This window comes from Streptomyces sp. NPDC059398 (assembly GCF_042751845.1).
GTDB lineage: Bacteria > Actinomycetota > Actinomycetes > Streptomycetales > Streptomycetaceae > Streptomyces.
Genome location: NZ_JBHYWP010000118.1, coordinates 1 through 24,217 on the forward strand (window position 1 = coordinate 1; position 24,217 = coordinate 24,217).

The 24,217-nt window shown below is 72.2% G+C and carries 20 protein-coding genes and 1 pseudogene; 6 read left to right on the plus strand and 15 right to left on the minus strand.

Features of this window, described 5'->3' with window-relative positions; genetic code table 11:
• Positions 1–144 precede the first annotated feature (144 nt).
• Positions 145–1,284, minus strand: coding sequence for an aminoglycoside phosphotransferase family protein (locus tag ACFXBC_RS30680; protein ID WP_385031764.1), 1,140 nt, complete (start codon positions 1,282–1,284; stop codon positions 145–147).
• Between the two features lie 233 nt (positions 1,285–1,517).
• On the opposite strand from ACFXBC_RS30680, the gene ACFXBC_RS30685 reads away from it, so the two are divergent.
• Positions 1,518–3,017: a hypothetical protein gene (locus ACFXBC_RS30685; protein ID WP_385031767.1), complete on the plus strand. Its 1,500-nt coding sequence runs from the start codon at positions 1,518–1,520 to the stop codon at positions 3,015–3,017.
• 75 nt (positions 3,018–3,092) lie between these two features.
• Here the strand turns inward: ACFXBC_RS30685 and ACFXBC_RS30690 are convergent, their stop codons facing one another.
• Positions 3,093–4,535 carry a PP2C family protein-serine/threonine phosphatase gene (locus tag ACFXBC_RS30690; RefSeq protein ID WP_385031770.1) on the minus strand — a complete coding sequence of 481 codons (1,443 nt, stop codon included), beginning with the start codon at positions 4,533–4,535 and terminating at the stop codon, positions 3,093–3,095.
• Positions 4,536–5,121: 586 nt separating this feature from the next.
• Between ACFXBC_RS30690 and ACFXBC_RS30695 the strand changes: the two are divergent.
• Positions 5,122–5,511: pseudogene (locus tag ACFXBC_RS30695) on the plus strand (hypothetical protein); the annotation flags it as partial.
• A 106-nt stretch (positions 5,512–5,617) separates the two neighbouring features.
• Here the strand turns inward: ACFXBC_RS30695 and ACFXBC_RS30700 are convergent.
• From ACFXBC_RS30700 to ACFXBC_RS30750, 11 genes are all read right to left on the minus strand, one after another.
• The gene (locus ACFXBC_RS30700) at positions 5,618–6,658 is read right to left on the minus strand and encodes an NAD(P)-dependent alcohol dehydrogenase (protein WP_385031773.1); all 1,041 of its coding nucleotides are present in this window, start codon (positions 6,656–6,658) and stop codon (positions 5,618–5,620) included.
• A 60-nt stretch (positions 6,659–6,718) separates the two neighbouring features.
• Positions 6,719–7,486 (minus strand): SDR family NAD(P)-dependent oxidoreductase, encoded by a 768-nt coding sequence (locus tag ACFXBC_RS30705; protein WP_385031776.1) that lies wholly within the window; start codon positions 7,484–7,486, stop codon positions 6,719–6,721.
• 84 nt (positions 7,487–7,570) lie between these two features.
• Positions 7,571–8,191 (minus strand): TetR/AcrR family transcriptional regulator, encoded by a 621-nt coding sequence (locus ACFXBC_RS30710; RefSeq protein ID WP_385031779.1) that lies wholly within the window; start codon positions 8,189–8,191, stop codon positions 7,571–7,573.
• A gap of 74 nt (positions 8,192–8,265) precedes the next feature.
• Complete coding sequence (locus tag ACFXBC_RS30715; RefSeq protein WP_385031782.1) at positions 8,266–9,525, minus strand: chitinase; 1,260 nt, start codon at positions 9,523–9,525, stop codon at positions 8,266–8,268.
• A gap of 252 nt (positions 9,526–9,777) precedes the next feature.
• Positions 9,778–10,863, minus strand: a complete 1,086-nt coding sequence (locus tag ACFXBC_RS30720) for a phosphatidylinositol-specific phospholipase C domain-containing protein (RefSeq protein ID WP_385031785.1) — start codon at positions 10,861–10,863, stop codon at positions 9,778–9,780.
• Positions 10,864–10,996: 133 nt separating this feature from the next.
• The gene (locus tag ACFXBC_RS30725) at positions 10,997–11,488 is read right to left on the minus strand and encodes a cupin domain-containing protein (RefSeq protein ID WP_385031788.1); all 492 of its coding nucleotides are present in this window, start codon (positions 11,486–11,488) and stop codon (positions 10,997–10,999) included.
• Positions 11,489–11,678: 190 nt separating this feature from the next.
• A complete protein-coding gene (locus tag ACFXBC_RS30730; protein ID WP_385031791.1) occupies positions 11,679–12,080 on the minus strand; it encodes a nitroreductase family deazaflavin-dependent oxidoreductase in 402 nt (133 codons plus the stop codon).
• 146 nt (positions 12,081–12,226) lie between these two features.
• A complete protein-coding gene (locus ACFXBC_RS30735; RefSeq protein WP_385031794.1) occupies positions 12,227–12,583 on the minus strand; it encodes a hypothetical protein in 357 nt (118 codons plus the stop codon).
• A 109-nt stretch (positions 12,584–12,692) separates the two neighbouring features.
• Positions 12,693–13,733 carry a glutathione S-transferase family protein gene (locus ACFXBC_RS30740; protein ID WP_385031797.1) on the minus strand — a complete coding sequence of 347 codons (1,041 nt, stop codon included), beginning with the start codon at positions 13,731–13,733 and terminating at the stop codon, positions 12,693–12,695.
• Between the two features lie 163 nt (positions 13,734–13,896).
• Positions 13,897–15,621 carry an adenine deaminase C-terminal domain-containing protein gene (locus ACFXBC_RS30745; RefSeq protein WP_385031800.1) on the minus strand — a complete coding sequence of 575 codons (1,725 nt, stop codon included), beginning with the start codon at positions 15,619–15,621 and terminating at the stop codon, positions 13,897–13,899.
• 67 nt (positions 15,622–15,688) lie between these two features.
• Positions 15,689–17,056 carry an NCS2 family permease gene (locus ACFXBC_RS30750; RefSeq protein ID WP_385031803.1) on the minus strand — a complete coding sequence of 456 codons (1,368 nt, stop codon included), beginning with the start codon at positions 17,054–17,056 and terminating at the stop codon, positions 15,689–15,691.
• Positions 17,057–17,414: 358 nt separating this feature from the next.
• Between ACFXBC_RS30750 and ACFXBC_RS30755 the strand changes: the two genes are divergently transcribed.
• Complete coding sequence (locus tag ACFXBC_RS30755; protein ID WP_385031806.1) at positions 17,415–18,413, plus strand: LacI family DNA-binding transcriptional regulator; 999 nt, start codon at positions 17,415–17,417, stop codon at positions 18,411–18,413.
• A gap of 32 nt (positions 18,414–18,445) precedes the next feature.
• Here the strand turns inward: ACFXBC_RS30755 and ACFXBC_RS30760 are convergent, their stop codons facing one another.
• Together ACFXBC_RS30760 and ACFXBC_RS30765 are read right to left on the minus strand one after the other, a co-directional pair.
• Complete coding sequence (locus ACFXBC_RS30760) at positions 18,446–19,669, minus strand: MFS transporter (protein ID WP_385031809.1); 1,224 nt, start codon at positions 19,667–19,669, stop codon at positions 18,446–18,448.
• A 135-nt stretch (positions 19,670–19,804) separates the two neighbouring features.
• Complete coding sequence (locus tag ACFXBC_RS30765) at positions 19,805–21,076, minus strand: hypothetical protein (protein ID WP_385031812.1); 1,272 nt, start codon at positions 21,074–21,076, stop codon at positions 19,805–19,807.
• A gap of 270 nt (positions 21,077–21,346) precedes the next feature.
• Between ACFXBC_RS30765 and ACFXBC_RS30770 the strand changes: the two genes are divergently transcribed.
• The 3 genes from ACFXBC_RS30770 (at position 21,347) to ACFXBC_RS30780 (ending at position 24,174) form a co-directional block, all read left to right on the plus strand.
• A complete protein-coding gene (locus ACFXBC_RS30770) occupies positions 21,347–22,462 on the plus strand; it encodes an LLM class flavin-dependent oxidoreductase (protein ID WP_385031815.1) in 1,116 nt (371 codons plus the stop codon).
• Positions 22,459–23,160, plus strand: a complete 702-nt coding sequence (locus tag ACFXBC_RS30775) for an FMN reductase (protein WP_385031818.1) — start codon at positions 22,459–22,461, stop codon at positions 23,158–23,160. Before ACFXBC_RS30770 ends, ACFXBC_RS30775 begins: the two co-directional genes overlap by 4 nt.
• Before the next feature lie 135 nt (positions 23,161–23,295).
• The gene (locus ACFXBC_RS30780; RefSeq protein ID WP_385031821.1) at positions 23,296–24,174 is read left to right on the plus strand and encodes an LLM class F420-dependent oxidoreductase; all 879 of its coding nucleotides are present in this window, start codon (positions 23,296–23,298) and stop codon (positions 24,172–24,174) included.
• The last annotated feature ends 43 nt before the right edge of the window (positions 24,175–24,217 follow it).

A 24,217-nucleotide genomic window follows, 5' to 3' on the forward strand; every position in this document is an offset into this window, starting at 1 on the left:
GGGGGGGGGCGCGGCCGGCCGCGCCGGCGCCCCCCGCCGCGCCGCCCCCCCCCGGGCGCCCCCCCGCCCGGCCGCGCCGCGGCGGGCCCGCCGCCCCCCCCCACCGTGCTTCCCCCCCGGAGCCTGGCGCCGGGACCCGCGGGTTCAGCGGGTGCCGACAGCCGCGCGTACGGCACGGCGGGCCAGCGCGCAGTCGTCGTGCAGCCTGCGGAGCAGCAGCCGCTGCTCCTCGCCGTGGGACAGCACACCGGGCTGCGGCTGCTGGCCCCCACCGGCCGGTGCGGCCTCCCGGATGGTGCGCTGGACGGCCGTCTCGTACGTACGGATCTCGCGGGTCAGCACCAGCATCAGATTCACCAGGAAGGCATCCCTGGCCGCGGGACCCGCGGCCTGGGCCAGCTGGCTGATCCGGCGCCGCGCCACCGGCGCCTCGCCGAGTACCGACCAGAGCGTCGCCAGGTCGTACCCGGGCAGATACCAGCCCGCGTGCTCCCAGTCGACCAGCACCGGGCCTGCTGGTGACACCAGGATGTTGGAGAGCAGTGCGTCACCGTGGCAGAACTCTCCCATGCCCTGCCGGCCGCCGGAGTGCGCGAGCCCGTGCAGCAGCTTCTGGAGGTCGCCGAGATCCCGGTCGGTGAAGAGGCCGAGCTCGTGGTACCTGGCGATCCGGGATGCGTAGTCCAGGGGCTGGCCGAAGAGACCGGCCGGCGGCCGCCAGGCGTTCACCCGGGTGACGGCGTCGAAGACCGCCCGCAGATCCGCGCGCGGCGGGCTCTCCACGGGGTGGCGCTGAAGTGCCGCCGCCCGTCCGGCCATCCGCTCGATCACCAGCGTGCAGTTGTCGGGATCCGCGGCGATGAGCCTCGGTACCCGGGCCGGGGGGCGGTGCCGGACGAACGTACGGTATGTAGCTATTTCGTGGCGGAAGCTCTCCGCCCAGGCGGGCGACTGGTCGATCAGGCACTTGGCAACTGCCGTGGCCCGCCCGGTCGTTCCCACCAGCAGGACCGACCGGCTGCTCCGGCGCAGGACCTGTACGGGGTTGAACTCCGGGCAGATGCGGTGCACGGAGGCGATCGCCATCCGCAGCTGGGCGCCCTGGGAGCCGGACAGGTCGAGCCTCCCGCTGAGCGGTTGGGGGCCCGGCCCGGCCGCCCGCCGGACCCGGCCGGTGCCGAGCGCCGCAGCGGCGTGGGAGGGGTCGAGGTACGGTCCGCCACCGGCAGGGAGGGAACGGTGCGGCCGGGATGGGGCGGACACGGAGGATGATGCTGTGTACATGGGGGATACAGATCCCTTCGTGTGCCGACGGGTTGCGTGCGCTGCCCGCCCCGGCGGCCGTTGCATACCCTGGGGAGTACGGTCCGGCCACCGGGTCGGGGTGGCGCGTTCCTACCTCACAACGGTCCGCGGGTGGCACACCATCTGGCGGACCCTGGCGAACCCTGGCGAATAGTCGCACGGCATCTGACACAGGGTTACTGTCGAACCAGCCGAGAACCTGGGGGCTTGACGTGACCGGAGAACCCAACACCCGCCTGGCAGACCTGTTCGGCCTGGCCGGCTGGTCCAAGGGCGAACTCGCGAGACTCGTGAACCGGCAGGCGGCCGTCATGGGCCACCAGCAGCTGGCGACCGACACCTCGCGGGTGCGGCGCTGGATCGACATGGGCGAGAGCCCGCGCGATCCCGTGCCGAAGGTGCTGGCAGCCCTGTTCACCGAGCGGCTCGGCCGTGTCGTGACCATCGAGGACCTCGGGTTCGTACGCCCTGGGCGCGCTGGAAAACGGCAGGCCACCGGGAACGCGGAAGAGACAGCGAACCCGGACGGCCTCCCGTGGGCGCCAGAACGGACGGCAGCGGTCCTCACCGAATTCACGGGAATGGACCTCATGCTCAACCGACGCGGCTTGGTGGGCGCAGGCGCTGCGCTTGCCGCAGGCTCCGCACTCAGCAGCGCCATGTACGACTGGCTCCACACCGACCCCGCCCTCGCTTCGGACGCTCCGCGCACCGCACGGCCGCTGCACGCCGAGCCCGCCGCCTTCGACCGGTACGAGGCCGCGCCCATCGGATCGCAGGAGATCGAGGCGCTGGAGCACTCCGTCGAGATCTTCCGCGCCTGGGACGCCTCACGCGGCGGCGGGCTGCAACGCAAGGCGGTGGTGGGCCAGTTGAACGAAGTGGGGGGCATGCTCTCCTACCGCCACCCCGACTCCCTGCAGCGGCGCCTGTGGGGTGTCGCCGCCAACCTCGCCGTACTCGCGGGCTGGATGTCCCACGACGTCGGCCTCGAACCCACCGCCCAGAAGTACTTCGTCATCGCGGCGCACGCGGCGCGCGAGGGCGGCGACCGGCCGCGCGCCGGGGAGGCCCTGTCGCGGGCCGCCCGCCAGATGGTCCATCTGGGCCGCCCGGACGAGGCCCTGGACCTGATGAAGCTCGCCCGGAGCGGATCCGGTGAACGCAATCTGCCGCGTACCCGCGCCATGCTGCACACCATCGAGGCGTGGGCGCAGGCGTCGCTGGGCCACGGCCAGGCGATGCGGCGCACGCTCGGCGAGGCCGAGGAGCTGTTCGTCTCCGACCGGGGGGACGAGCCGGCGCCGAGCTGGATGCAGATGTTCGACGAGGCGGACCTCCACGGGATGCAGGCTCTGGCGTACCGCACGCTCGCCGACCATGAACCGTCCGCCGCTGCCACCGCCCAGAGCCACGCCAAGCGGGCGCTCGAACTGCGGATCAACGGCCGCCAGCGCTCGAAGATCTTCGACTACATCTCGCTGGCCTCCGCCTGCTTCATCGCGGACGACCCCGAACAGGCCGACCGCTACGCCAGGCTCGCACTGGTGTCGATGGGGGAGACCTCCTCGCACCGCACCTGGGACCGGCTGCGGGAGATGTACCGGCTCACCGGACAGTACGGCCGGCACGGGAGTATCCGGGAACTGCGCGAGGAGATCCAGCTCGCCATGCCCCCCCAGATGAAGCGGGCCAAGAACGCCCCGGCGTGACCGGGGAGACGGCTCAGGCGCGGACCGGAGCCGGCGGCGAAGCAGCGGGCAGGAAGGGTCCGGTGCGGGTGTGCGCTACCGGTCGCCGACGCGGGCGATCAGCACACAGGCGTCCTCCTGGCGCTCCGTGTGGCCGTACTGCTCCACGACCATCCGCATGCACTCCTGTGCGGTGCCCGCACCGGTGAACTGCGGTGCCAGTGCGAGCAGTCCGCCGCCCGGAGCGTCCGCGGCGCCGGACGGTGCCAGCCCGCCGGTGTGCAGGACCAGCACGTCCCCGCCCCTGAGCCGCTCATCGGCCTGCCCGTAGGACGTCCCGGGCATCGCGCCGAGCAGCACTCCGCTCGGCGGCGTGAGCGCGCGCCCCGTTCCCCCGCGGAAGAGCAGGGGAGCGGGGTGCCCCGACTGGGCCCAGGACAGGGTCCGCGCGTCGGGGTCGTAGCGGCAGCACAGCGCGCTGCCCAGACAGGGCTGCGTGGAGGCTTCCAGAAGTTCGTTGAGATGACCCATGAGAGGTCCGGGGCCGATACCGGCCACGGCCATGCCGCGCACCGCGCCCAGCAGCATCGCCATCGCGGAGGTGGCGCCCACGCCGTGTCCGGTCAGATCTCCCACCGAGAGCAGGGACCGGCCGTCGGGGAGCGGCATCGCGTCGTACCAGTCGCCGCCGATACGGGAAGGGGCGGCGGACGGCAGATAGTGGGCTGCCAGGTCGAGCGCCGCGGGGCCGCCCTGCGGAAGCCGTACCGGACCGCGCCAGGGCGGCAGTACGGCTTCCTGTAACTCCACCGCGACCCGGCGCTCCGTCCGGGCGACCTGCTCCCTTCGCTGGAGCGAGTCCTCCGTCTCCCGTACCGTGCGCTCACTGCGCCGCAGGTCGCTGACGTCGCGCAGTACGGCCCACATGGAGGCCGTGCAGCCGTCGGCGTCGAGCACCGGCTCGCCCCTCATGTGCAGGACACGGACGGTCGAGTCGGGCCGCCTGATCCGGAACTCGCCGTCGATCGGCGCTCCGTCGACCAGGCAGTCGGTGACCATCGCGGTGAGCCGGGCCTGGTCGTCGGCGAGTACCACGGTGGGCAGTTCGTCCAGGGAGAGCGGACCGTTCTCCGGCGGGCGGCCGAAGATCCGGTACAGCTCGTCGGACCAGCTGACCTCGTCGGTGAGGAGGTCCCACTCGGCGCTGCCCACCCGGCTGAGCAGGGAGCCGGGTCCGGTGCCGGGGTGGGCGTGGGCGCCGGGGCCGGCGGATGCACCGCGGAGCGGAGCGTCCGCTCCCGTGGGCAGCCCTTCCTTGAGCTGCCCCAGATGTGTGCCCAGGTCGTCGAGGTGGTGGACGGCCAGATCGCAGAGTGCGCGCTGCCAGCGGCCCTGTACGTCGTCGTCGTCGGCGGCGGCGTCACGCCGTACGGCGTCCATGTCCCCGCGCAGCAGGCGGGTCCGGGTGATGAGCGCGTCGACCGTGCCCCGGCCGGGTGGCTGGGGGGCGGGACGGTCCGCGAACACATGGGACGGCATGACGTACTCCGATACGGGCGCGGCGCGGCCAGGGCTGCGGGATGGACCGGTAATGACTGTTGCACAGGGAGCGAAGGCCCGTAAGGGAATTGGCAACACTCGATGCGATGGTGCTTCTGGCATATGCCACAGGCCGCCGGGGTGCGGAGCGGCGGGACATGTTCCGGATGGCACGGGGTGCCGCAGCTCACATGCTCCCCCGGGAGGGGCCGGAACATTCGGGCCTGGTTCACCGTTCACCTTGATGTGGGAACGGAGCGGAGCGCCCAGGGCGCCGGCCCTCCGTCCCCGCATGAAGGACCGCCCCGGCTGGCCTCCCCCGACCAGCCGGGGCTCTTCTGTGTCCGGGGCCGCTTCCGTGCCGTATCGCGGAGGCTTTTCGGCCAAGGTCGACCGTGAATATGCCGGAGATATGGCCAGAACCCTATGGTGACAATGCGGCCGGAGTGAAGATACTCGTTGACGGGGAAGGTTGAATTCCGTTCGATTCCACCGCGATCCATCTGCGAAAGGCCCGCACGCCCCGGACAGACAATGCCCGGTCCGTGACCGGGCCCTGGCCGCGAACTGCCCTGGGGGAGTGGCTGTGCACGACGAATTCCTGTGCCATGTCACCGCGTACGGAGTCTGCGGTGGACGCCGCGTCGGGGTGCCGCTCGGCACCTACCGCGCCCCCACCCTCCCGCTGGCCCTCTGGTGGCTGCGGGACCGGGCGACCTGGATCTCGGAACGGCTGGATCCCAGCCCCGGCGGCGGCTGCTTCCCGGACCGGGCGCTCTTCGAACTGCCCGCCGACGCCCCCGACGTACCAGGTGCTTTCCGCGCCTGGCGGGACGGCGGGCCGCAGCAGGAAAAAGCCGCGGAAGTGCTGGCCAGCGGCGGGCTCATGCGATTCGCGATCAATGACGACACCACCGAATACGAACTTCTGGCGGAATCCGTCGACGCCCTGCGGATGCAGCGCGCAATTCCCTCGCCCGCGGCCTCTCCTTCGCCCCCGGCCCCGCCCGCCTTTCCGGAATGGACGGGGCTTCCCTCAGGGGCCGTGCTGCTCGCCACGCTGAACAGCTCCACCGTGGTGTTCAGCTCTGCGGCAGGATGACCGCGCGTCCGTTGATCTTCCCGGCGTGCAGCCGCTCATAGGCGAGCGGGGCCTCGTCGATCGGGTACGTCTCCACATGGACGTCCACCGATCCTGCGCGCGCGAGGTCGAGCACCTCGGTGAGCTCCGCACGCGAACCCCAGTAGGGCGCCGCGACCGAGACCTCGAAGGCGAGCGCGCCGAAGCCGACGGGCAGGGTGCCGCCGCCGATCCCGACCAGCGCGACATCCGCCTCGACCCCGGCCACCGCACCGGCCAGCGCCGCGGTGGACGGAACGCCCACGAAGTCGAATACCGCCTGGGCGCCGAGCCCGCCGGTCAGTGCACGGACCCCGGCGGCCGCGTGCTCGTCCGAGAGCACCGCCTCATGGGCCCCGACCGTCTTCGCCAGCGCGAGCTTGTCCTGCGTGACGTCGAGCGCCACGACCCGGGCGGCGGACATCGCCCGCAGCAGCTGGATCGCCACATGCCCGAGACCGCCGGTGCCGATGACCACAGCGGTGGTGCCGGGCGTGAGCTTCGGCAGGGAGCGCTTGATGGCGTGGTATGGGGTCAGACCGGCGTCGGTGAGCGGCACGGCCCGCACCGGGTCGAGGTCGCCGAGCGGCACCAGATGGCGCGGGCTGTCCACGATCATGTACTCGGCCATCGCGCCCGGGGCGCCGAGACCCGGCGGGTGGATACCGAGTTCAGCGGCGCGCAGGCAGTAGTTCTCCTTGCCCTCGGCGCACTTGATGCAGGATCCGCAGCCCCACGGCCCGTAGACCGCGACGGACTCGCCCTCGGTGAGGCCGGTGACACCGGCGCCCAGCGCGGCGACCGTGCCGGCCCCCTCGTGTCCGAGGGTGAGCGGAAGGTCGTACGGCAGGCTCTCGGCGGGCCGGCTCATCACGGCGATGTCGGAGTGGCAGACGCCCGCGGCTGTGACCTTCAGAAGGACCTGGCCCGGACCCGGCTCGGGGTCGGGGACGGTGACGACCTCGGGTGCGGCGCCGATGGTGCGGTACTGGACTGCTTTCATGGGGTGCTCCTCAGCTGAGGGGCGGGACGGTCCCCGATACCGGCCCGCCGTGGTGATCGGTCAGCGCGCGGCGTAGCCGCCGTCGACCAGGTGGTAGCTGCCGTGGATGAACGAGGCGCGGTCCGAGAGCAGGAACGCCGTCAGCTCGGCCACTTCGTCGGCCGTTCCCAGCCGGCCCGCCGGGTGCAGCGACACGAGCTGCTCCCGCATCGGGTTGTCCGTGTCGCGCAGCAGAGGGGTGTCGATGAAGCCCGGTCCGACGGCGTTGATCCGGATGTTCTGTGCGGCGTATTCGAGTGCCGCGGTCTTGGTGAGCCCGACGACGCCGTGCTTGGCGGCGACATAGGCGGGAGAGCCCGCGAAACCGTTGGTGCCCAGAATGGAGGCCATGTTGACGACCGCGCCGCCGCCCGCCGCGAGGATCGCGGGCAGCTCGTACCTGAGCGAGTAGAAGACGCCGTTGAGGTTGGTGCCGATCACCCGCTGCCAGTCGTCCACTCCGTACTCACCGGTCGGCAGGCTGGGACCGCCGATCCCGGCGTTGTTCACGGCGAGGTGCAGCGCGCCGAAGGTGTCGGTGGAGTGCCGGACGGCACGTTCCACCGAAGCGGGGTCGGTGACGTCCACGGCGACGGCGGCGGCGCGGGCCCCGGACGCCTTGAGTCCGGCGGCGGCCTTGCGGGCGCCCTCCTCGTTGTAGTCGGCCACGACGACCGCGGCGCCGCCGCGGGCGAGCCGGCTGGCGATGGCCAGACCGATGCCGGACGCGCCGCCGGTGACCAGGGCGGTCCGGCCGGCGAACTCATCTGTGGGGGTGGTGGTGCTCATGGTGCCTGTGTTCCTTTCGTACGGTGCGCCGCGGCGGTGTCACGACCTGTGGTGTGACAAGCCGTGGTGTCGCGGCTTGCGGTGTCACGACCGCGGCAGTTCGCCGGTGAGTGCGGCGAACGCGGCCTGGACGATGCCGGGGAGCGCGTCCTCGCGGGAGCCGCGGACCCAGGCGGACTGTGCGGCCACCAGGGCCCCGGCGCCCGCGCCCACCAGAACGGCGGGGCGCAGGTCGTCTCCGTCGTCCACGCCCATCCGGTCGGCCAGGATCCGGATCGAGTCCGCCTGGGCCTCCACCCGGATGTGCTGGAAGGCCGCGTAGAGCGTCGGCTCGCGGTCCGCGATCCTCATGAGTTCGAAGATCCGCGGGCGCCGGTGCCAGGCCGGGTGGGCGTCGTCCGTGAGCCAGTCGTCCACCGCGTTGCGGTAGGCGGCGAGCGGGGTCTCGTCGGCCGGGCGGGCCCGCAGGGCGGCGTTGATCCGGTCGCCGTCGGCGCGTACGGAGTCCAGCACTGCGTCCTCCTTGCTGGAGAAGTAACGGCTGAACGTCCGGCGGGCGACATCGGCGCGGTCGGCGATGTCCTCGACCGTGACGGCCTTGAGCCCACGGTCGCACACGAGGTCGCAGGCGGCTTCCGCAAGCGCCTCACGGGTCCTGCGGGCCTTGCGGACCCGCCGGTCCCCGGCTCTTCCCTCATCGGTCATGTTTTCACCGTACACCTGAAAATGTCCCACCGGGACATGTGGCCCGGTGGGACATTCTCAGGGTGCTACGTCGTTCAGCAGGCTCCCTTGTCCCGCCAGACGCCCCAGTCGCCCGTGGTCCCCGGCTCCTCGTTCTGGGTCCACCACTGGGCCTGCCAGGTGTGTCCGCCGTGGGAGACCGTGTCGCCGCCCGTGTACGTGGCGGTGCTGCTCCACGCCGCCGCCGAGCAGGTGCCGGACGGCGGTGTGGGGGAGGACGAGACCGGCGGTGTCGTCGGGGGAGTGGTGGGCGGGGTGGCCCCGGCGAAGGTCACCGAGTACTTGGCGAACTCCCAGGCCGACTGCGGCACACTGCTGCAGGTCCCGGACGTGGTGCCGTTGTCCGGCGGGCTGCACTGGCGGTCGCGGTTGAGCGACCAGAAGGTGAAGCGGTCCATGTGGTGGCTGGTGGCGAAGTCCAGGACGGTCTGGAAGTCCGCCTGCTTGAAGTACTCACCGGTGTCGCTGCGGCCGTTCATCCCGGAGAAGCCCTCATGGGCGTAGGCGGTCGCCTCGTCCCACCCGAAGGTGGACCGCAGGATGGCGTTGAAGTTGGTCAGCGCACTCGTCTGGGATGCGGCCCCGTTGAAGCCCCCGTCGAAGGGCATGATCGAGAAGTTGTTGGGCGTGAACCCCTGGGACTTGGCCTCGTTCAGCATCTGCTTGCCGAACCAGCCGGTGCCGTCGGCGGTGCCCGCGGTGGTGACCGACACATACAGGCCGGGGTTGTTCTGCTGGAGGATCTTCGCCGCGCCGATCTCGTGCGCGACGGCCGCCGTGTTCTCGTACTCCGGCTCTTCCAGGTCGAAGTCGATGGCCTTCAACTGGTACTTGGTGATGACCTGTTGGTAGGCGGCGGCCGTCGACGCCGCGTCGGAGCACGCCTGCCCGAGTTTGGTGCCGCCGTACCCGCCGATGGAGACCGAGACATCACCGCCCTTGGCGCGGATCGCGCTGATCACCGAGCCGACCGCGGTGTCCGACGACACGGCCGATGTGCCGCCCCAGGTCGGGCTGCATCCGCCGCCGTTGGGGGCCAGGATGAAGGCGAGCTGAAAGGCCTTCAGCCCGGTGGCGTCCATGATGGCGCCCGCGTCCGGCGGGTTGTTGTCGGTGGGCATGAGGTACGGGGCCGCCGCGTACCAGCGGTTGCTGAGCGCGGTGGTGCCTGCGGTCTTCGCGGAGCTGGTGGTGGCTCCGGCCGCCTGGCCGGTGCTGAACGCGGCCAGACCGGCGGCGGCCAGCGCGGCGGTGGCCACACCGCAGAGCGCGGCGCGGATGCGAATGCGTTTCATCTGACGGTCTCCTGAGTCGGGGAGTGGCCGCCAGAATCAGCGTCTGCCGGGTGCGCGTCAACGACTTGGACTAGACCATTGCCAATCCTTGGTGATCGGGCGGGACTTCGGGCTGTTCTGCCCCGGCCTCCGGCCCGTGCCCCCGCCCGATGTGGTGAGGGCACGGGCCGGGTCCCGCCCGGGAGTACGGGCCCGGTCCCGCCCGCGGACGAGGCCGCGCTCCGGGTCCTGTTCAGGGCGCGGGGCCGGTGGTCAGCCGCGGGGCAGCGCGGACGACTGCACCTGGGGGAGCCCGGTCCAGTCGTTGGAGACGATGCTCGCGTGGGCCGCCGCGAGCTGGGCGACACGGGCCTTCGCGTCGGACTCGGACGGGGCTCTGTCGTCCAGGACCGGCGCCACGTTCTGGGCGTCGGTCATCACCAGCAGGTAGTGGTGGGTGTCGTACCAGGAGGTGTCGATGGTGCCGTCCAGATACGCGGCCGCGTCACCGTCGAAGAAGACGAACCAGGGGCGGAGCGAGGTGTCCGTATACCGCGACCTGGGGTCGCCCGCCTGGGCGGAGTGCACAGCGGGGAAGATCTGGGCCTGTTCGGTGTGGCCCGAGGTGTGCAGATCGCGGAGGTGGCCCGCGTACTCCCGGTCCGTCCAGAGTGAGTCCGTCGGGTTCTTCTCCTCGACGGTGCCGGGGATGATCTCCAGCAGTACCTTTCCGGCGAGTTGGGCCCGCGTGGGCCAGTTTCCCGCGGTGGCGGCCTCGTCCAGGGAGGCGTACTGACCGCCGCCCGGTTTGGCCAGCAGGTCCGCAGGCCGGAAGACGGCGGAGCCCAGATGCGCGGCGACCGCCTCGTCCAACTGGGCGGGCCCCAGGCCGAGATCGGACTGGAAGCCCGCTTTCATCTCCAGCTTGATCACCAGCGGCGCGTGTCCCGGGTGGGCCCCGAGCCACACCCGTACGTCGTCCAGGCAGGTCTCCAGATCCTTGTTGGCGCCCCCGGTGTAGAGCTGGCCGGGGCTGTCGGCCGTCACGCAGTTGTTGCTGTTGCCCAGCGGGTTGGAGTGGCTGACCTTCCACTCCTTGGTGACGACGTCGTCCCAGACGTCCAGCTCGATCATCGAGGTGCCGGTGTCCAGGGACTGGGCGAGATAGGGGAAGGCCGCGGGGTCGTAGGTGTTGTGGAGCCCCGACACCGTGGCTCCCGACAGCGGCAGCGCACCGGGGTCGGCGGCGGCCGCGCTGCCGGTGCCGCCCGCGGCGGTGAGGGCGAGGCCGGCCGCGGCAACGCCGACGAGTATCGCGCGCAGCCGGGACGGGGCACATCTGAACCGTTGGCCTGACATATGTCCTCCTGTGGGGGTGACTCTCCGTCAGGACTGTTGCAGTCCTTGGTGAATCGACGGAGACATGCCAAGCAACATAGAGGAACTGCCGCGGGTCGGGGGCGGCTTGGGCCGCCTCGGTCGGCTGTGGCGCTCAGCCGGTCGGCAGCTCTTCACCGCACCGGGAGCAGAATCGTGCGCCGGACTCCTGCGCGAGGCGCCCGCAGCCGGGGCAGACCAGCTGCAGCAGACACGCCGCTTCCCCGCCCGCAGGCTCGGCCGCGGCCGGAGCGATGGTGAGGCCGGGGCGACGGCGGTGCACGGTGAGATAGCAGAGGCCGTCCGCCCCGGCGGCGAGCGAGCGGCGGACGCCGTGCGGCAGCCAGAGGACCGCGCCCGGCGTCAGCTCCTGCGGCCCGTCGGCCGTCTCCAGCCGCCCGCTGCCGCCGACGACACACACGAGCACATCGAGGTCGGGTTCCACATGTCCGGCAACCTGGGCCTCGGGCGCCAGCCGGATCACGTTCGAGTCCAGTTGCCGCCCCGGCTCGGCCAGCCGCCACAGCGCGCCCCGGTCCCCGTCGCCCGCGTCGCGCAGCAGGCGGGCGGTGTCGGTGACGACGCCGGGGGCGGGGGTGAGGGACAACGGGGCCTCCTGCGGTGGACGTACGGAGCGGGGCGGGGCGCGGAGAGATGGTACGCCCGCATCGGCCCCGGCCCGTGCCCGGATCGGCCCGTGCCCGCCCCGGCCTGCACCCGCCCCGGCCTGCACCCGCCCCGGCCCACCGCGCCCCGGCCCACCGCGATCAGGCCCACCGCGCCCCGGCCCGCCGCGGTCAGGCCCGGCTGAGCACCACCACGGGGATCTCGCGGTCGGTCTTCGTCCGGTACTCGTCGTACGCGGGCCAGGCCGCCGCCATCGTCCGCCACATGTCCGGCTTCTCCGCAGGCCCCGCGGTCCGCGCCCGGGCGGTGAACCGGTCGCCCTTCACCTGGACCCGCACCTCCGGGTCCGCCTGGAGGTTCAGATACCAGGCCGGCGGTTCGTCGGATCCGCCCTTGGACGCGACGACCAGCAGATCGTCCCCGTACGCCTGGTAGATCAGCGGAGTGCTGCGCTGCTGACCGCTCTTGCGTCCGGTGGTGGTGAGGATCAGGGTCGTCGTTCCCTGCCACTCGTGTCCCTCGGCTCCGTCGGTCGCGACGTAACGCTCGACATGCTCCTTGCCGAACAGCATCTCTGGCTCCTCTGTCGTCGGATGGTGTCGGAATCCTCCGGCGCCCGGCTGTTGGCCGACCCGGCGCACCACGCCATCGCCACGGAATGCAAGCGGAGGGGGACTGCGGATCGGCTTCCGGCCGTTCGGGATCAGGACGTTCCGGGTCACCCTGCCGCGGATGACGCCGTCGTCGACCGCAGCTCCCTGGGTGCTGTCCGGTCATCCCTGCCGGTCCGGTCGGGCTGCTGAGCCGTGTCCCGGTGCAGCAGCTGGATCAGCCGGTCCGCCTCGGCGTGCGTCAGATGGAGAAGCATCGCCTCCTCGGGGTGCGCGGGACCCGGCGGGGCGACGACCAGCCGTACCGTGCTCGCCCCGGCCGAATCGGTGGTGAAGGACGGCGGGAACGACTGGCGCCAGTTGACCAGCGCGTCCCTCAGCCGGCCGTGCGGAGAGCTGAGATCGCGCGCGACCCAGCCTGTCGTCACCTGGGCAAGATGATCCAGTTTCTGAGAATGCGTCATCGCTCCATAGTGGCCGCGCGTCCGGTGGCGCGCCCGCTGGAGGCGCGCGGAGGGGTGACGCCGCCGCGCGCCCTTTCCGTACTCCGCCCCGGCACTGGGGTGCCCGGCCTCAGTACTCGGGCGCGCGCCCGGCAGGCGGGACCTCATCGGCCGGTGCGACCGGCCCCGGCGGTGTGCCGTCCCCGAACGGCCGGCCGCCCAGCTCCTCCCGGTAGTGCGGGGTGAGCCAGCCGCTCAGGTCCGGGCCCAGCGGCACGATGCCGGTCGGGTTGATGCCCCTGTGCACCCCGTAGTAGTGCCGCTTGATGTGGTCGAAATCGACCGTGTCCCCGAAGCCGGGTGTCTGGAACAGATCCCTCGTGTACGCCCAGAGCACGGGGTCCTCGGTCAGCTTCGACCGGTTGCACTTGAAATGGCCGTGGTAGACGGCGTCGAACCGCACCAGTGTGGTGAAGAGCCGGATGTCCGCCTCGGTGATCGTGTCCCCCACCAGATAGCGCTGCCCGGTCAGCCGCTCGGAGACCAGGTCGAGGCGCTGGAACACATCGCGGTACGCGTCCTCGTACTCGCTCTGCTCCGACGCGAACCCCGCCCGGTACACCCCGTTGTTGACGTCGCGGTAGATCCCCTCCATGACCTCGTCGATCTCACCGCGCAGCCGCTCGGGATACAGATCGGGCGCGCCGGGCCTGTGCAGCGCGGTCCACTCGGTGGCGAGGTCCAGGGTGATCTGCTGGTAGTCGTTGGTGACCAGCTGCCCGCTCGGCACGTCGACGATCGCGGGCACACTGACACCGCCCGGGTACTCCGCCTCCCGCGCGTCGTACGCCTCGCTGAGGAACCGGATGCCGAGTACCGGGTCCCGGCCGTCCGGGTCGAGGGTGAAGCGCCAGCTGCGGTCGTCCTGGACCGGGTCGGTGATGCCCAGCGAGAGCGCGTCCTCCAGGCCCAGCAGCCGGCGCGACACGAGTGCGCGGCTCGCCCAGGGGCAGGCCCGGCTGGCCACCAGCCGGTACCGCCCGGCCTCCACCGGCCAGCCGTCCCGGCCGTCCGCCGTGATGCGGTCCGCGAAGTGGCTCTTCGACCGCTTGAACGGCTTCCTGCCGTACCCGGAGTTGCCGTCGTCTCCGCTGTCGCTGGGGTGGTCCATCACGGTGATCCTTCCCATTGGCCGGTGCCCGGTGCCCGTCCGTACGCCGGAGGGCGGCCCGTACGTCTACCCGTCCCCTCCAGGCTGACACCGTTTGCCCCCGGCGCGCAGCGGAAGGCGACCGGGGCCGCCGCCGCACGGCCTCCGGGGGCACGCCTCCGGGTCAGGGAGCAGCGGGCACCGTCGCTCCCACGGGCTCCCTGCGGACCACGTCCACCAGCGACAGGTCCGTGATCTTCAGGCTGGGGGAGACCGCGAGTGTCAGGGTCGACACGCTCATGAACGGGTTGAGGTGGTCCCAGCCCCACTGGGTCAGCGCGGTCCGCACCGCACCCGACTGCGCGGCGATCTCCTCGGCCGGTGCCGGGGACATCACCCCCGCGACCGGCAGTGGCAGCCGGGCCGCCACCGTGTCGCCGTGCACGACGGCGACCCCGCCGCCGTCGGCGAGCACCGCGGCCGCCGCCGTGGCCATCGCGGCCCGGGAGGTCCCCACGGTGACCAGGTTGTGGCTGTCGTGGGCGTACGACGTCGCCACCGCGCCGGCCGAGAGCTCCCGGCCCAGCAGCGGGGCGAAGACCGTGCCGGAGCGGCCGTAGCGGTTGCGCACCCGGACCAGCGTGACCCGGCCCTCCCACTGCACCTCGCCTTCGCGGACGGGCAGTTCGGCCTCGGCGGCCTCGGTGTACGTGTCCCGGGCGTTGACCCGCATCGCCCGGAAGCGGTGCACACCGTCGGGCAGCTCCACCCGCCAGCGGAAGCCCTCCGGGGTCTGCGGCTCGACGTCGAACGTGCCGGTCAGCGCACCGGCCACCGGCTCCGTCACATACACCGGCTTTCCGTCACGCGCCACGGTCCGGCCGCCCGCGATCACCAGCGCCGGGTCGAAGGCGGCCAGCTCACCGCGGAGCAGGACCAGGTCGGCCCGCTTGCCGGGAGCCACCACCCCGCGGTCGTACAGCCGGAGCCGCTGCGCCGGGTTCCAGGTCAGGGCGCGCAGCACATCGACGGCGGACAGTCCGGCCCGCACGGCGACGCGCGCGATGTGGTCGAGGTGGCCGGTGGAGACGATGTGGTCGGCGGCCAGGTCGTCGGTGACCAGGCACAGCGGCGGCAACTGCGGCAGCGCGAGGAGCGCGTCGACGACCTCCGGGAGCAGGCACTTCTCCTGGAGCATCATCAGCATGCCCATCCTGGCCTTCTCCAGGACGACTTCGGTGCGGTTCTTGGTGTGGTCGGAGTCGACACCGGTGGCCATGTACGCGCTGAGTTCGGCGCCGCTGAGGTTCGGGCAGTGGCCGTCGAGGATGACCCCGCGCTCGCGGGCCGCGCCCACGATGCCCCGCATCCGCGGCTCGTCGGCCACCACGGCCCGGTAGTCCATGACCTCGCCCAGCGCGATGACGCCCGGCCACTGGAGCATCGCGTCGATGTCGTCGGCGGACAGACTGGCGCCCGCGTGCTCCAGGCCCTGGAGCGCGGGGACGCAGGACGGTACGCCCCAGAGCTGGGTCTGCGGCGTACCCCGCCCCGCCTCGGTCATCCAGCGCATCGCCTCGGCGCCCGCGACATTGACGATCTCGTGCGGGTCGGCCAGGACCGTCGTCGTACCGCGGGCGAGGGTCAGCCCGGCGAACGTCTGCGGGGTGAGGAACGAACTCTCGATGTGCATGTGCGCGTCGACGAAGCCGGGCACGATCAGCATCCCGGTGGCGTCCACCCGCTCCCGTGCGTCACCTGGCGCGCCGGGCGGCAGCACCCCGCTGATGGTGTCGCCGCGCAGCAGGACGTCGGCTGCGAACTCCTCACCCGTGAACGTGGACACCACCCGGCCGCCGCTGATGCGGACGTCGTGCGGTTCCGGCAGATGCTGCTGGTCAGTGGTCATGCGGTGCGTGCTCCTCAGCGAGCCGTCGGTTCCCGGACGCCGCGCCCCGAACCCTCGGGGCACGGGGTCAGGGGACGAGTGTGTAGAAGTAGTAGCCGAGCGGGATCATCACGATCCACAGGCCGAGCGGGATCTCGCGGAAGCGGCCCGCCGCGGCCTTCACCAGCACATGGGCGGCGAGGCCGACGGCGATCCCGGTGCCGAAGTTGCCGAAGAAGATCGTCGTCGCGACGACCAGGGCCGCGGGGACCGCGTCCGTCGGGTCCCGGAAGTCGACGTTGCGCAGCGCGCCGAGCATGCTCAGGCCGATGTACATCAGCACCGGAGCGGTTGCCGCCGAGGGGATCAGGGTGGCGAACGGCGTGACGAGCAGCAGTGCCGCGAAGCCGAGCGCCGCGTACACCGATGTGAGCCCGGTACGGCCCCCGCTGTCCGCGCCCGCCGACGACTCCAGATACGCGGTCATGCTGGGCGCGCCGAGTCCGGCGCCGCCGATCACGGCGCCCGAGTCGACGTAGAACGGACGCCGGATGCCGGGCACGTTGCCGTCCTTGTCGGTGAGACCGGCCCGCCCGGCCACGGCGATCAGGGTGCCCGTCATGGAGAAGAACTCCGAGACGAAGAAGGCGAAGATGTACGGGAAGTACTCCGGCTTCAGCGCGCCCATGATGTCGACGTGGAACATCACGGGGCCCGGACTGTCGGGCGCCCCGAAGAAGTGGCCGGGCAGCTCGGTCACCCCGCACGGAATGCCCGCCAGGGTCACCACGGCGATGGTGATCAGGAACGCGCCCGGCACCTTCCGGGTCACCAGGGCCGTCAGCAGCACCAGGCCGCCGAGGGCGAGCAGGGCGGCAGGCTGCGAGAGGTCACCGAGGCTCAGCGAGTTGCCCGCGGGCTTCGCGATCACCAGCCCGCTGTCCCGGAACCCCAGCAGAGCGATGAACAGCCCGAGTCCGCCGCTGATCGCGTACTTGAGGTTGAGCGGCATCAGCCGGGTGATCAGATCGCGGATGCCGAGCGCGGTGAGCACCAGGAACGCGACGCCCGACCAGAAGACCATGCCCAGCGCGGAGTCCCAGGGCACCCCGTCCTGGCCGACGATGGTCACGGCGAGCAGTGCGACACCGCCGAGACCGGGGGCGAGGACGAACGGCAGGTTCGCGAACAGGCCCATGGCGAGTGTGGCCAGCACGATCGCGATGATCACGGCGGTGGTGGCGGGGCCGAGCGGCAGCCCCGCCTTCGCCAGCTGGCCGGGCACGACCACCACCGCGTAGGCGGCGGCGACGAACATGGACAGGCCCGCCACGGCCTCGGTGCGTGGCGTGCTGCCGCGCTCGCGGATCCGGAACAGCCGTTCCAGCGGCGAGGGGCGTGGCCCGGGGGCCGGGCCTGGCGCGTCCTGTATGTCGGGCGCGTCGAGTTGGGGCATGAGTACCTCGGCAGGATGAGGGGGCGAGGCCGGTGTTCCGGATCCCTTGCGCGGCTGGGTGGCGGTGCTGCGGTGCGGTGGTGCTGGAGTGCGGTGGTGATGCTGCGTGACGGAGATGCGGAGTGATGGTGCTGTGCCGCGGTGGTGCGTACCTCGATGATGCTGCGCCACATGCTGTGCCACGCCGCCAGAATTCTGCAACCGGTCTCTGTAACCGGTTGCAGAGACCGGTTGCGGATAGGATGGCACGACCCGGCCGCCACGTGAAGCCCGTGATCGGTCACACTGCGGTCACACGGTCCGTACGGGGGCGCGCCCAGGGTCCCGTTCGTACGGCGGACGGAGGGGGATCCGAACGATGGCGACGCTGGCTGACGTGGCCCGTGCGGCGGGTGTGTCCAAAGCGACCGCTTCCCGTGCGCTGATGCGTCCGGAGATGGTCGCCGAGACCACCCTCCAGCGGGTGCGCGGCGCCGCCGAAGGTCTCGGCTTCCACCCGAATCCGGCCGCCCGCGCCCTCACCACCGGGCGTACCGGCATGATCGGTCTGATCGTGCCGACCCTCGCCAACCCCTTCTTCGCACCCCTGGTCCTCGGTGCCCAGCAGGCCGCCGAGGAGACTGACAGCCATCTGCTGCTCACCGTCTCCGAGTACAGCGCCGAACGCGAGGCGGCGCTCGCCGACCGGATCTCCGAGCAGGTCGACGGCCTGATCATGGTCGCTCCCGTGGGCCCGGACGCCGCGCTGCGCGAGCGGGCCGGGCGCCGCCCCCTCGTCCTGGTGGACCGCCGCTCCGGACGGCTGCCCGCCGTCGTCCTCGACACGGCGTCCGGCACCTCCGAGCTGGTCCGGCATCTGCTCGGCCTCGGGCACCGTGACATCGCGTATGTGTCGGGCCCCGCCGGTTCCTGGGCCGACGCGCGGCGCCGGGCGGCCATGGCCGAGCAGGCGGCGGCCGCCGGGGCGCGGCTGCGGGTGCTCGGGCCGCTGCCGCCCACCTTCGACGCGGGGATAGGGGCAGCGGCGGCGCTGCCGTCCGGGGCCACCGCGGTGATCGCGTACAACAGCTATCTGGTGCTCGGCCTGCTGCACGGGCTGAAGGCGGCCGGTGTCCGCGTCCCGGAGGACATGAGTCTGGCCGCGGCCGACGACCTCACGGCGCTGGGCGCGACCTCGCCCGCCGTCACCGCGCTGGGTGTCCCGGTCGGCGAGGCGGGAGCGCTCGCGGTGACCCGTCTTCTGGAGGTCTGCGCCGGCAGCCGCAGAACCGTGGTGACCGAGCTGCCGACCGTGCTCCACCCCCGGGCGTCCACGGCCGCACCGGGCGGCCCGCCCGGCGGCTGCCGTCCGGACTGATCAGGACGGCCCCGGGAAGGGGGCGAGGCGCGTCACGGTCCGGCGGAGGCTCTGACGGTCCGCATCCGTCCGAACGCGTAGACGCACCCGGCCAGCGCCAGATCGGAGAGCAGCATGAAGCCGATCGAGTAGTTGCCCTTGGCGCTGTAGATCGCCCCCATCACCAGCGGCGGGACGAAGCCGCCCAGGCCGCCCATCGCTCCGACGATCCCGGTCACACTCCCCACCTGGGGCTGCGGGGTGACCTGGGAGACCAGGGCGAACACACTGCCGCTCGCCGTGCCGAGGCCCGCCGCCATGGCGAGGAAGCAGATGGTGCCGGTGGGGTCGAGCGGGGGGTCGAATGCCTGGATGACGGCCATCAGCGCGACCAGCGCGAGCGCGCCCGCCGTGACGACGGCGGGGTGGATCCGGTCGGCGAGGCGGCCGCCGACCGGCCGGAAGATGACGGTGACCAGCGCGAAGCCGGCCGCCTTGGTACCGGCGTCGGTGGGGGAGAGGTGGTACCAGGTCTTCAGATACGTCGGCAGATAGACGCCGAACGCCACGATCCCGCCGAACCCGATCGCGTACAGCGCCGACAGCTCCCACGTCACCCGCAGCCGGCCGGCGCTGCCGAGCCGGGCGGCCAGCGGGGTGGCCGGCACCTGCCGGTCCGGGTGGTCGGTGATCAGCAGCGTGCCGAGCACGGCGAACACGGCCAGCGCGACGGCCACCACGATGAACGGCAGGTTGGCACCGTGCTTGGCGATCCGCGTCGTGAAGTACCCGGAGAGGGCGACCCCGCCCATTCCCATCCCGAACACACCCAGCGCCAGCCCCCGCTGCGCGGGCGGGAACCAGGAGTTGACGAGTGGGATGCCGATCGCGAAGGTCGTACCGCCGAGACCCAGCAGAAAGCCGACGGCCAGCAGCGCGCCGTACGAGTTCCTGGCCGGGATCAGCAGCAGCACCGGCACGATCGTGCAGGCCGTGACCAGCGGGAACATCAGTCTGGCGCCATACCGGTCGGTGAGCGCGCCGACCGGGATCCGGCCCAGCGAGCCGACGATGACCGGTACGGCGACCAGCAGCGACTGCTGGAAGGAACTGAGCCCGAGCCGGTCCTTGTAGTCGCTGCCCAGCGGTGCGATCAGGGACCAGGCCCAGAAGGTCAGGGTGAAGCCGATCGTCGCCATCACCAGATTGCGGTAGGCGGACGCGGTGGACGCCTTGGGTGTGCGCGGCGGGGCGGGGGGTGCGGTCGCGGTGCCCATGGTCCTCCGGCTTCCTCTGTACGGCTTACCCCGAGGCTCCGCGCGGCCGTGGGGCGCCGCCACCCGGCACACCCGAATGGACCGGTGCCCGGGTGCGCACCGCCGCCCCCTCGGCACGGTGCGCACCCGCGCGCTTCAGTGGACCGGGCGGGCGGGTCCGAAGCCCTCGATCACCGGGTGCCACTCCGGTCCCAGCTGCGGCAGTGTCGAACCGACCGCCCAGGCGGTGGGGCCGCCCGGCCGCGGATGCGGGACGGTGGCGACGCCGAAGAGGGATGCGCCCCTGCCTCCGGGGCCGCTGTCGGCGGGTACGGAGTGCCACGCCCCGCCGTCCCGGCGCAGGATGAACGCCGGTGTGGTGACGCCCTGTTGCTCGCCGACCGCCCAGAGCCGGCCGTGTGCGTCCGCGGAGACCGCGTGGAGACTCGCGTCGGTCTGCGGCGCCGCCACCGATGTCCAGGCGCGTCCGTCCCAGTGCAGGATGAGCGGGTGCGTGGCCCCGTCGGCCGGGCCTCCGGCACCGACCGCCCAGACATCGTCCGGCCCGACGGCCGTGACGGCGGCGAGGGACTCACCGCGGCCCGGGGTGTGGGGTGCGCCGACGATCCGCCAGGCGGCGCCGTCCCAGTGCTCGGTCAGCGGCCGGCCGGCGCCCTGTGCGTCGTACGCCACGCCCACCGCCCACACCCCTCCCGCGCCATCGGATGCCGCGCCCTGCAGCAGGGCGTCGCCGCCGGTGGCGGGGGTGGGTACGGACGACCAGCGGTGGCCGTCCCAGTGGTAGGCGAGCGGCCGGGGTGTGCCGATCCGGTCCTCGGCGGTGGCGCCGACCGCCCAGAGGTCGTCGGGTCCCAGGGCGGCGAGGCCCGAGGGATAGGCCGAACGGTTCGCGGGCCCGGCGGGCAGCGGCACGGTGTGCCAGACCCGGCCGTCGAAATGCACGGCGAGCGGGCGGTCCTGCGCGGCCCGGGCGTCGTTCCAGGTGCCCACCGCCCACACGTCGCGGGCCGAGAGCGGCACCACGGCGTCGAGCTGCCCCGCCCCCGCATGGCCGGGCACGGATGTCGCCCGCCAGGCCCGGCCGTCGAAGCGCTCGGCGACGGGTACATCGACGCCCGATCCGCTCTCGCGGTATCCGACGGCCCAGGCGTCGGCGGGGCCGCGGGCCGCGACGCCGCGCAGCTCCTCGTCGTGCTGGGGCCCGGCCGGGGCCCAGGTGTGCCAGCCTCCGCCGGTCGCCCGGCCGTCAGCCAGGGCCGGGGCCGCGACGGCCAGCGACGCGGCCAGCGCCACAAGTGCGAGCCTTCCGCCGCGCCGGACCGCTCCGCGGGGCCGTACCCGTCTGTCGCGCCGTACCCGTCCGTCCTGCCGTACCGCTCTGCTGTGCCGTACCGCTCGGCCGTGCATCCGTACTCCCTCCGCCGGTGTCCGTTCCTGCTGCCGCTGTGCCCAACGCCACCGGGCGGACCGGGGGTGCGGCGGCTCACCCGGTTGAACACCGCGGCACGGCCGGCAGCCGTGGGGCGGAATAGGTGCGGGGGGTCCGCCGTTGTACGATTCAGTTCAAGTTTCAACTACTTAAACCGCTGGGCGAGTGATCGGGCAGCCAGGGCGGCCGGAGCCGTCGGACAGCCAGAGCAGCCAGAGCAGCACCCAGAGCTTCGAGAGGTGAGCGCGATGCAGTTCGGAATCTTCACCGTCGGCGATGTCACGACCGACCCGACCACGGGGAAGGCGCCGTCCGAGCACGAGCGGATCAAGGCGATGGTCGCCATCGCGCTCAAGGCCGAGGAGGTCGGCCTGGATGTCTTCGCGACCGGCGAGCACCACAACCCGCCGTTCGTGCCGTCGTCCCCCACCACGCTGCTCGGGCATATCGCGGCCCGCACCGAGAACATCATCCTCTCCACCTCCACCACTCTCATCACGACGAATGACCCGGTGAAGATCGCCGAGGACTACGCGATGCTCCAGCACCTGGCGGACGGCCGTGTCGACCTGATGCTCGGGCGCGGCAACACCGGGCCGGTCTATCCGTGGTTCGGCAAGGACATCCGGCAGGGGATCCCGCTCGCCGTGGAGAACTACGCGCTGCTCCACGAGCTGTGGCGCAACGAAGTCGTGGACTGGGAGGGCAAGTTCCGCACCCCGCTGCAGGGCTTCACCGCCACGCCCCGGCCCCTCGACGGAGTTCCGCCGTTCGTCTGGCACGGCTCGATCCGCAGCCCGGAGATCGCCGAGCAGGCGGCCTACTACGGCGACGGCTTCTTCGCCAACAACATCTTCTGGCCCAAGGACCACTTCAAGCGGCTGATCACGTTCTACCGGGAGCGCTTCGCCTTCTACGGGCACGGCACTCCCCAGCAGGCCACGGTGGGCCTCGGCGGGCAGGTGTTCATGCGGAAGAACTCGCAGGACGCCGTACGGGAGTTCCGGCCGTACTTCGACAACGCGCCGGTGTACGGACACGGGCCCTCGCTGGAGGAGTTCACCGAGCAGACGCCGCTGACCGTCGGCAGTCCGCAGGAGGTCATCGAGAAAACGCTGTCCTTCCGGGACTCCTTCGGCGACTACCAGCGTCAGCTGTTCCTGATGGACCACGCGGGGCTGCCGCTGAAGACGGTCCTCGAACAGCTCGACATCCTCGGCAACGAGGTCGTGCCGGTACTGCGCGAGGAGTTCGCGAAGCGGCGGCCCGCCGAGGTGCCGGAAGGACCCACCCACGCGGCTCTCGTCGCCGCACGCGACCGGGGCCGGGAGGCGGCCGGGACCGGGGAGGAGGTGGCGGCATGACCGCGCTGAAACTGGTGGCCGTATCGGCCGGTCTCGGCCGGCCGTCCTCGACCAGGCTGCTGGCCGACCGGCTGGCCGAGGCCGCCGGCCGGACGCTCCGGGGCGCGGAAGCCGATGGCACGGAATTCGACGGCGCGGCGGCCGACGGCACGGAAACCGACGGTATCGAGGTCGAGGTCAGGGTCATCGAGCTGCGTGATCTGGCGACCGCCATCGCCCACCACCTGGTGGCCGGCTTCCCGAATCCGGCCCTGCGCGATGCCATCGACGCGGTGACGGAGGCCAACGGTCTGATCGCCGTGACACCGGTCTTCACCGCCTCGTACAGCGGGCTCTTCAAGTCCTTCTTCGACCTGGTCGACACCACCGCGCTGGCCGGGACACCGGTGCTCATCGCCGCGACCGGCGGCACCGCGCGCCACTCGCTCGTACTGGAGCACGCGATGCGCCCGCTCTTCGCCTATCTGCGGGCGGTGACCGTACCCACCGCCGTCTACGCCGCTTCCGAGGACTGGGGTTCGGACGGCGACGCCGCCACCGGCAGCCTTCCGGGCCGCATCGACCAGGCCGGCCGGGAGCTGGCCGCACTGATGGCGGGCCGGTCCGTGACGGGCGGGCCGGGGGACGTGTACGAGAACGTGGTGCCGTTCGCCCAGCAGCTGGCCGGAGTCCGCGCCGGCCGGACCGGTTCCGGCTGACCCGCACCGTCCGGACGGTGCGGGAGCGGCGACGGGGGCGAGGGGAGCGGCCCAGCGGCGCGGTGCGCTCGGCCGATCGGGCGATAGTTCCGCCGTGCCGGAATAGGCAGCGGGCCAGGGGCGGTTGGAGCCTCCATGACCTCTGACGAACACGCGCGTTTCGGCACCATCGGCATCTGGAGCGGGGCCCTGCACCCCGCGGAGCCCGAACGCCGCGGTGAAGTGTCCGACGCCGTGGCCGAGCTGGACGAACTCGGCTACGGAACCCTCTGGATCGGCGGCAGCCCCTCGATGGAAGAGGTGGCGCCCCTCGTCGACGCCACACGGCGTATCACCGTCGCCACCGGCATCCTCAGCATCTGGCAGCACAGTGCGGGCGAGGTCGCGGAACAGGTCGCGCGGATCGAGAAGCGCCACCCCGGCCGGTTCGTGCTGGGGATCGGCGTCAGCCACGACGCGCTCACCCCGCAGTACGCCCGCCCGTACTCGGAGATGGTCGCCTACCTCGACGCGCTGGACACCGCGTCCGACCCGGTGCCCGCCTCGCGCCGGGTGCTGGCAGCGCTCGGCCCGAAGATGCTGGAGCTGTCCGCCGCACGAGCCGTGGGCGCCCACCCCTATCTGGTCACCGCGGAGCACACGGCGCAGGCCCGCGCGGCCCTCGGGCCGGACGCGCTGCTCGCTCCCGAGCTGAAGGTCGTACTCGACACCGATCTCGACCGGGCGCGCACCGTCGCGCGGGAAACACTCTCGATGTACCTGCAACTCCGCAACTACACCGACAATCTGCTGCGGCTCGGTTTCGACGAGGCCGACTTCGCCGACGGCGGCAGCAACCGGCTGCTCGACGCGCTGTTCGCCCTGGGGGATGTGGAGACGGTACGGACCCGGGTGGGCGCCTACCGTGCGGCGGGCGCCGACCATGTGGCGCTCCAGGTGCTGGCGGGGGACCGGCACAGCGATCTGCCGCGCGCCGAGTGGCGCGAGCTGGCATCCGCCTTCTCCCTCGGCTGAGGAAACCCGTATCCCGACGGCCCCGCGGCCCGGACCGCGGGGC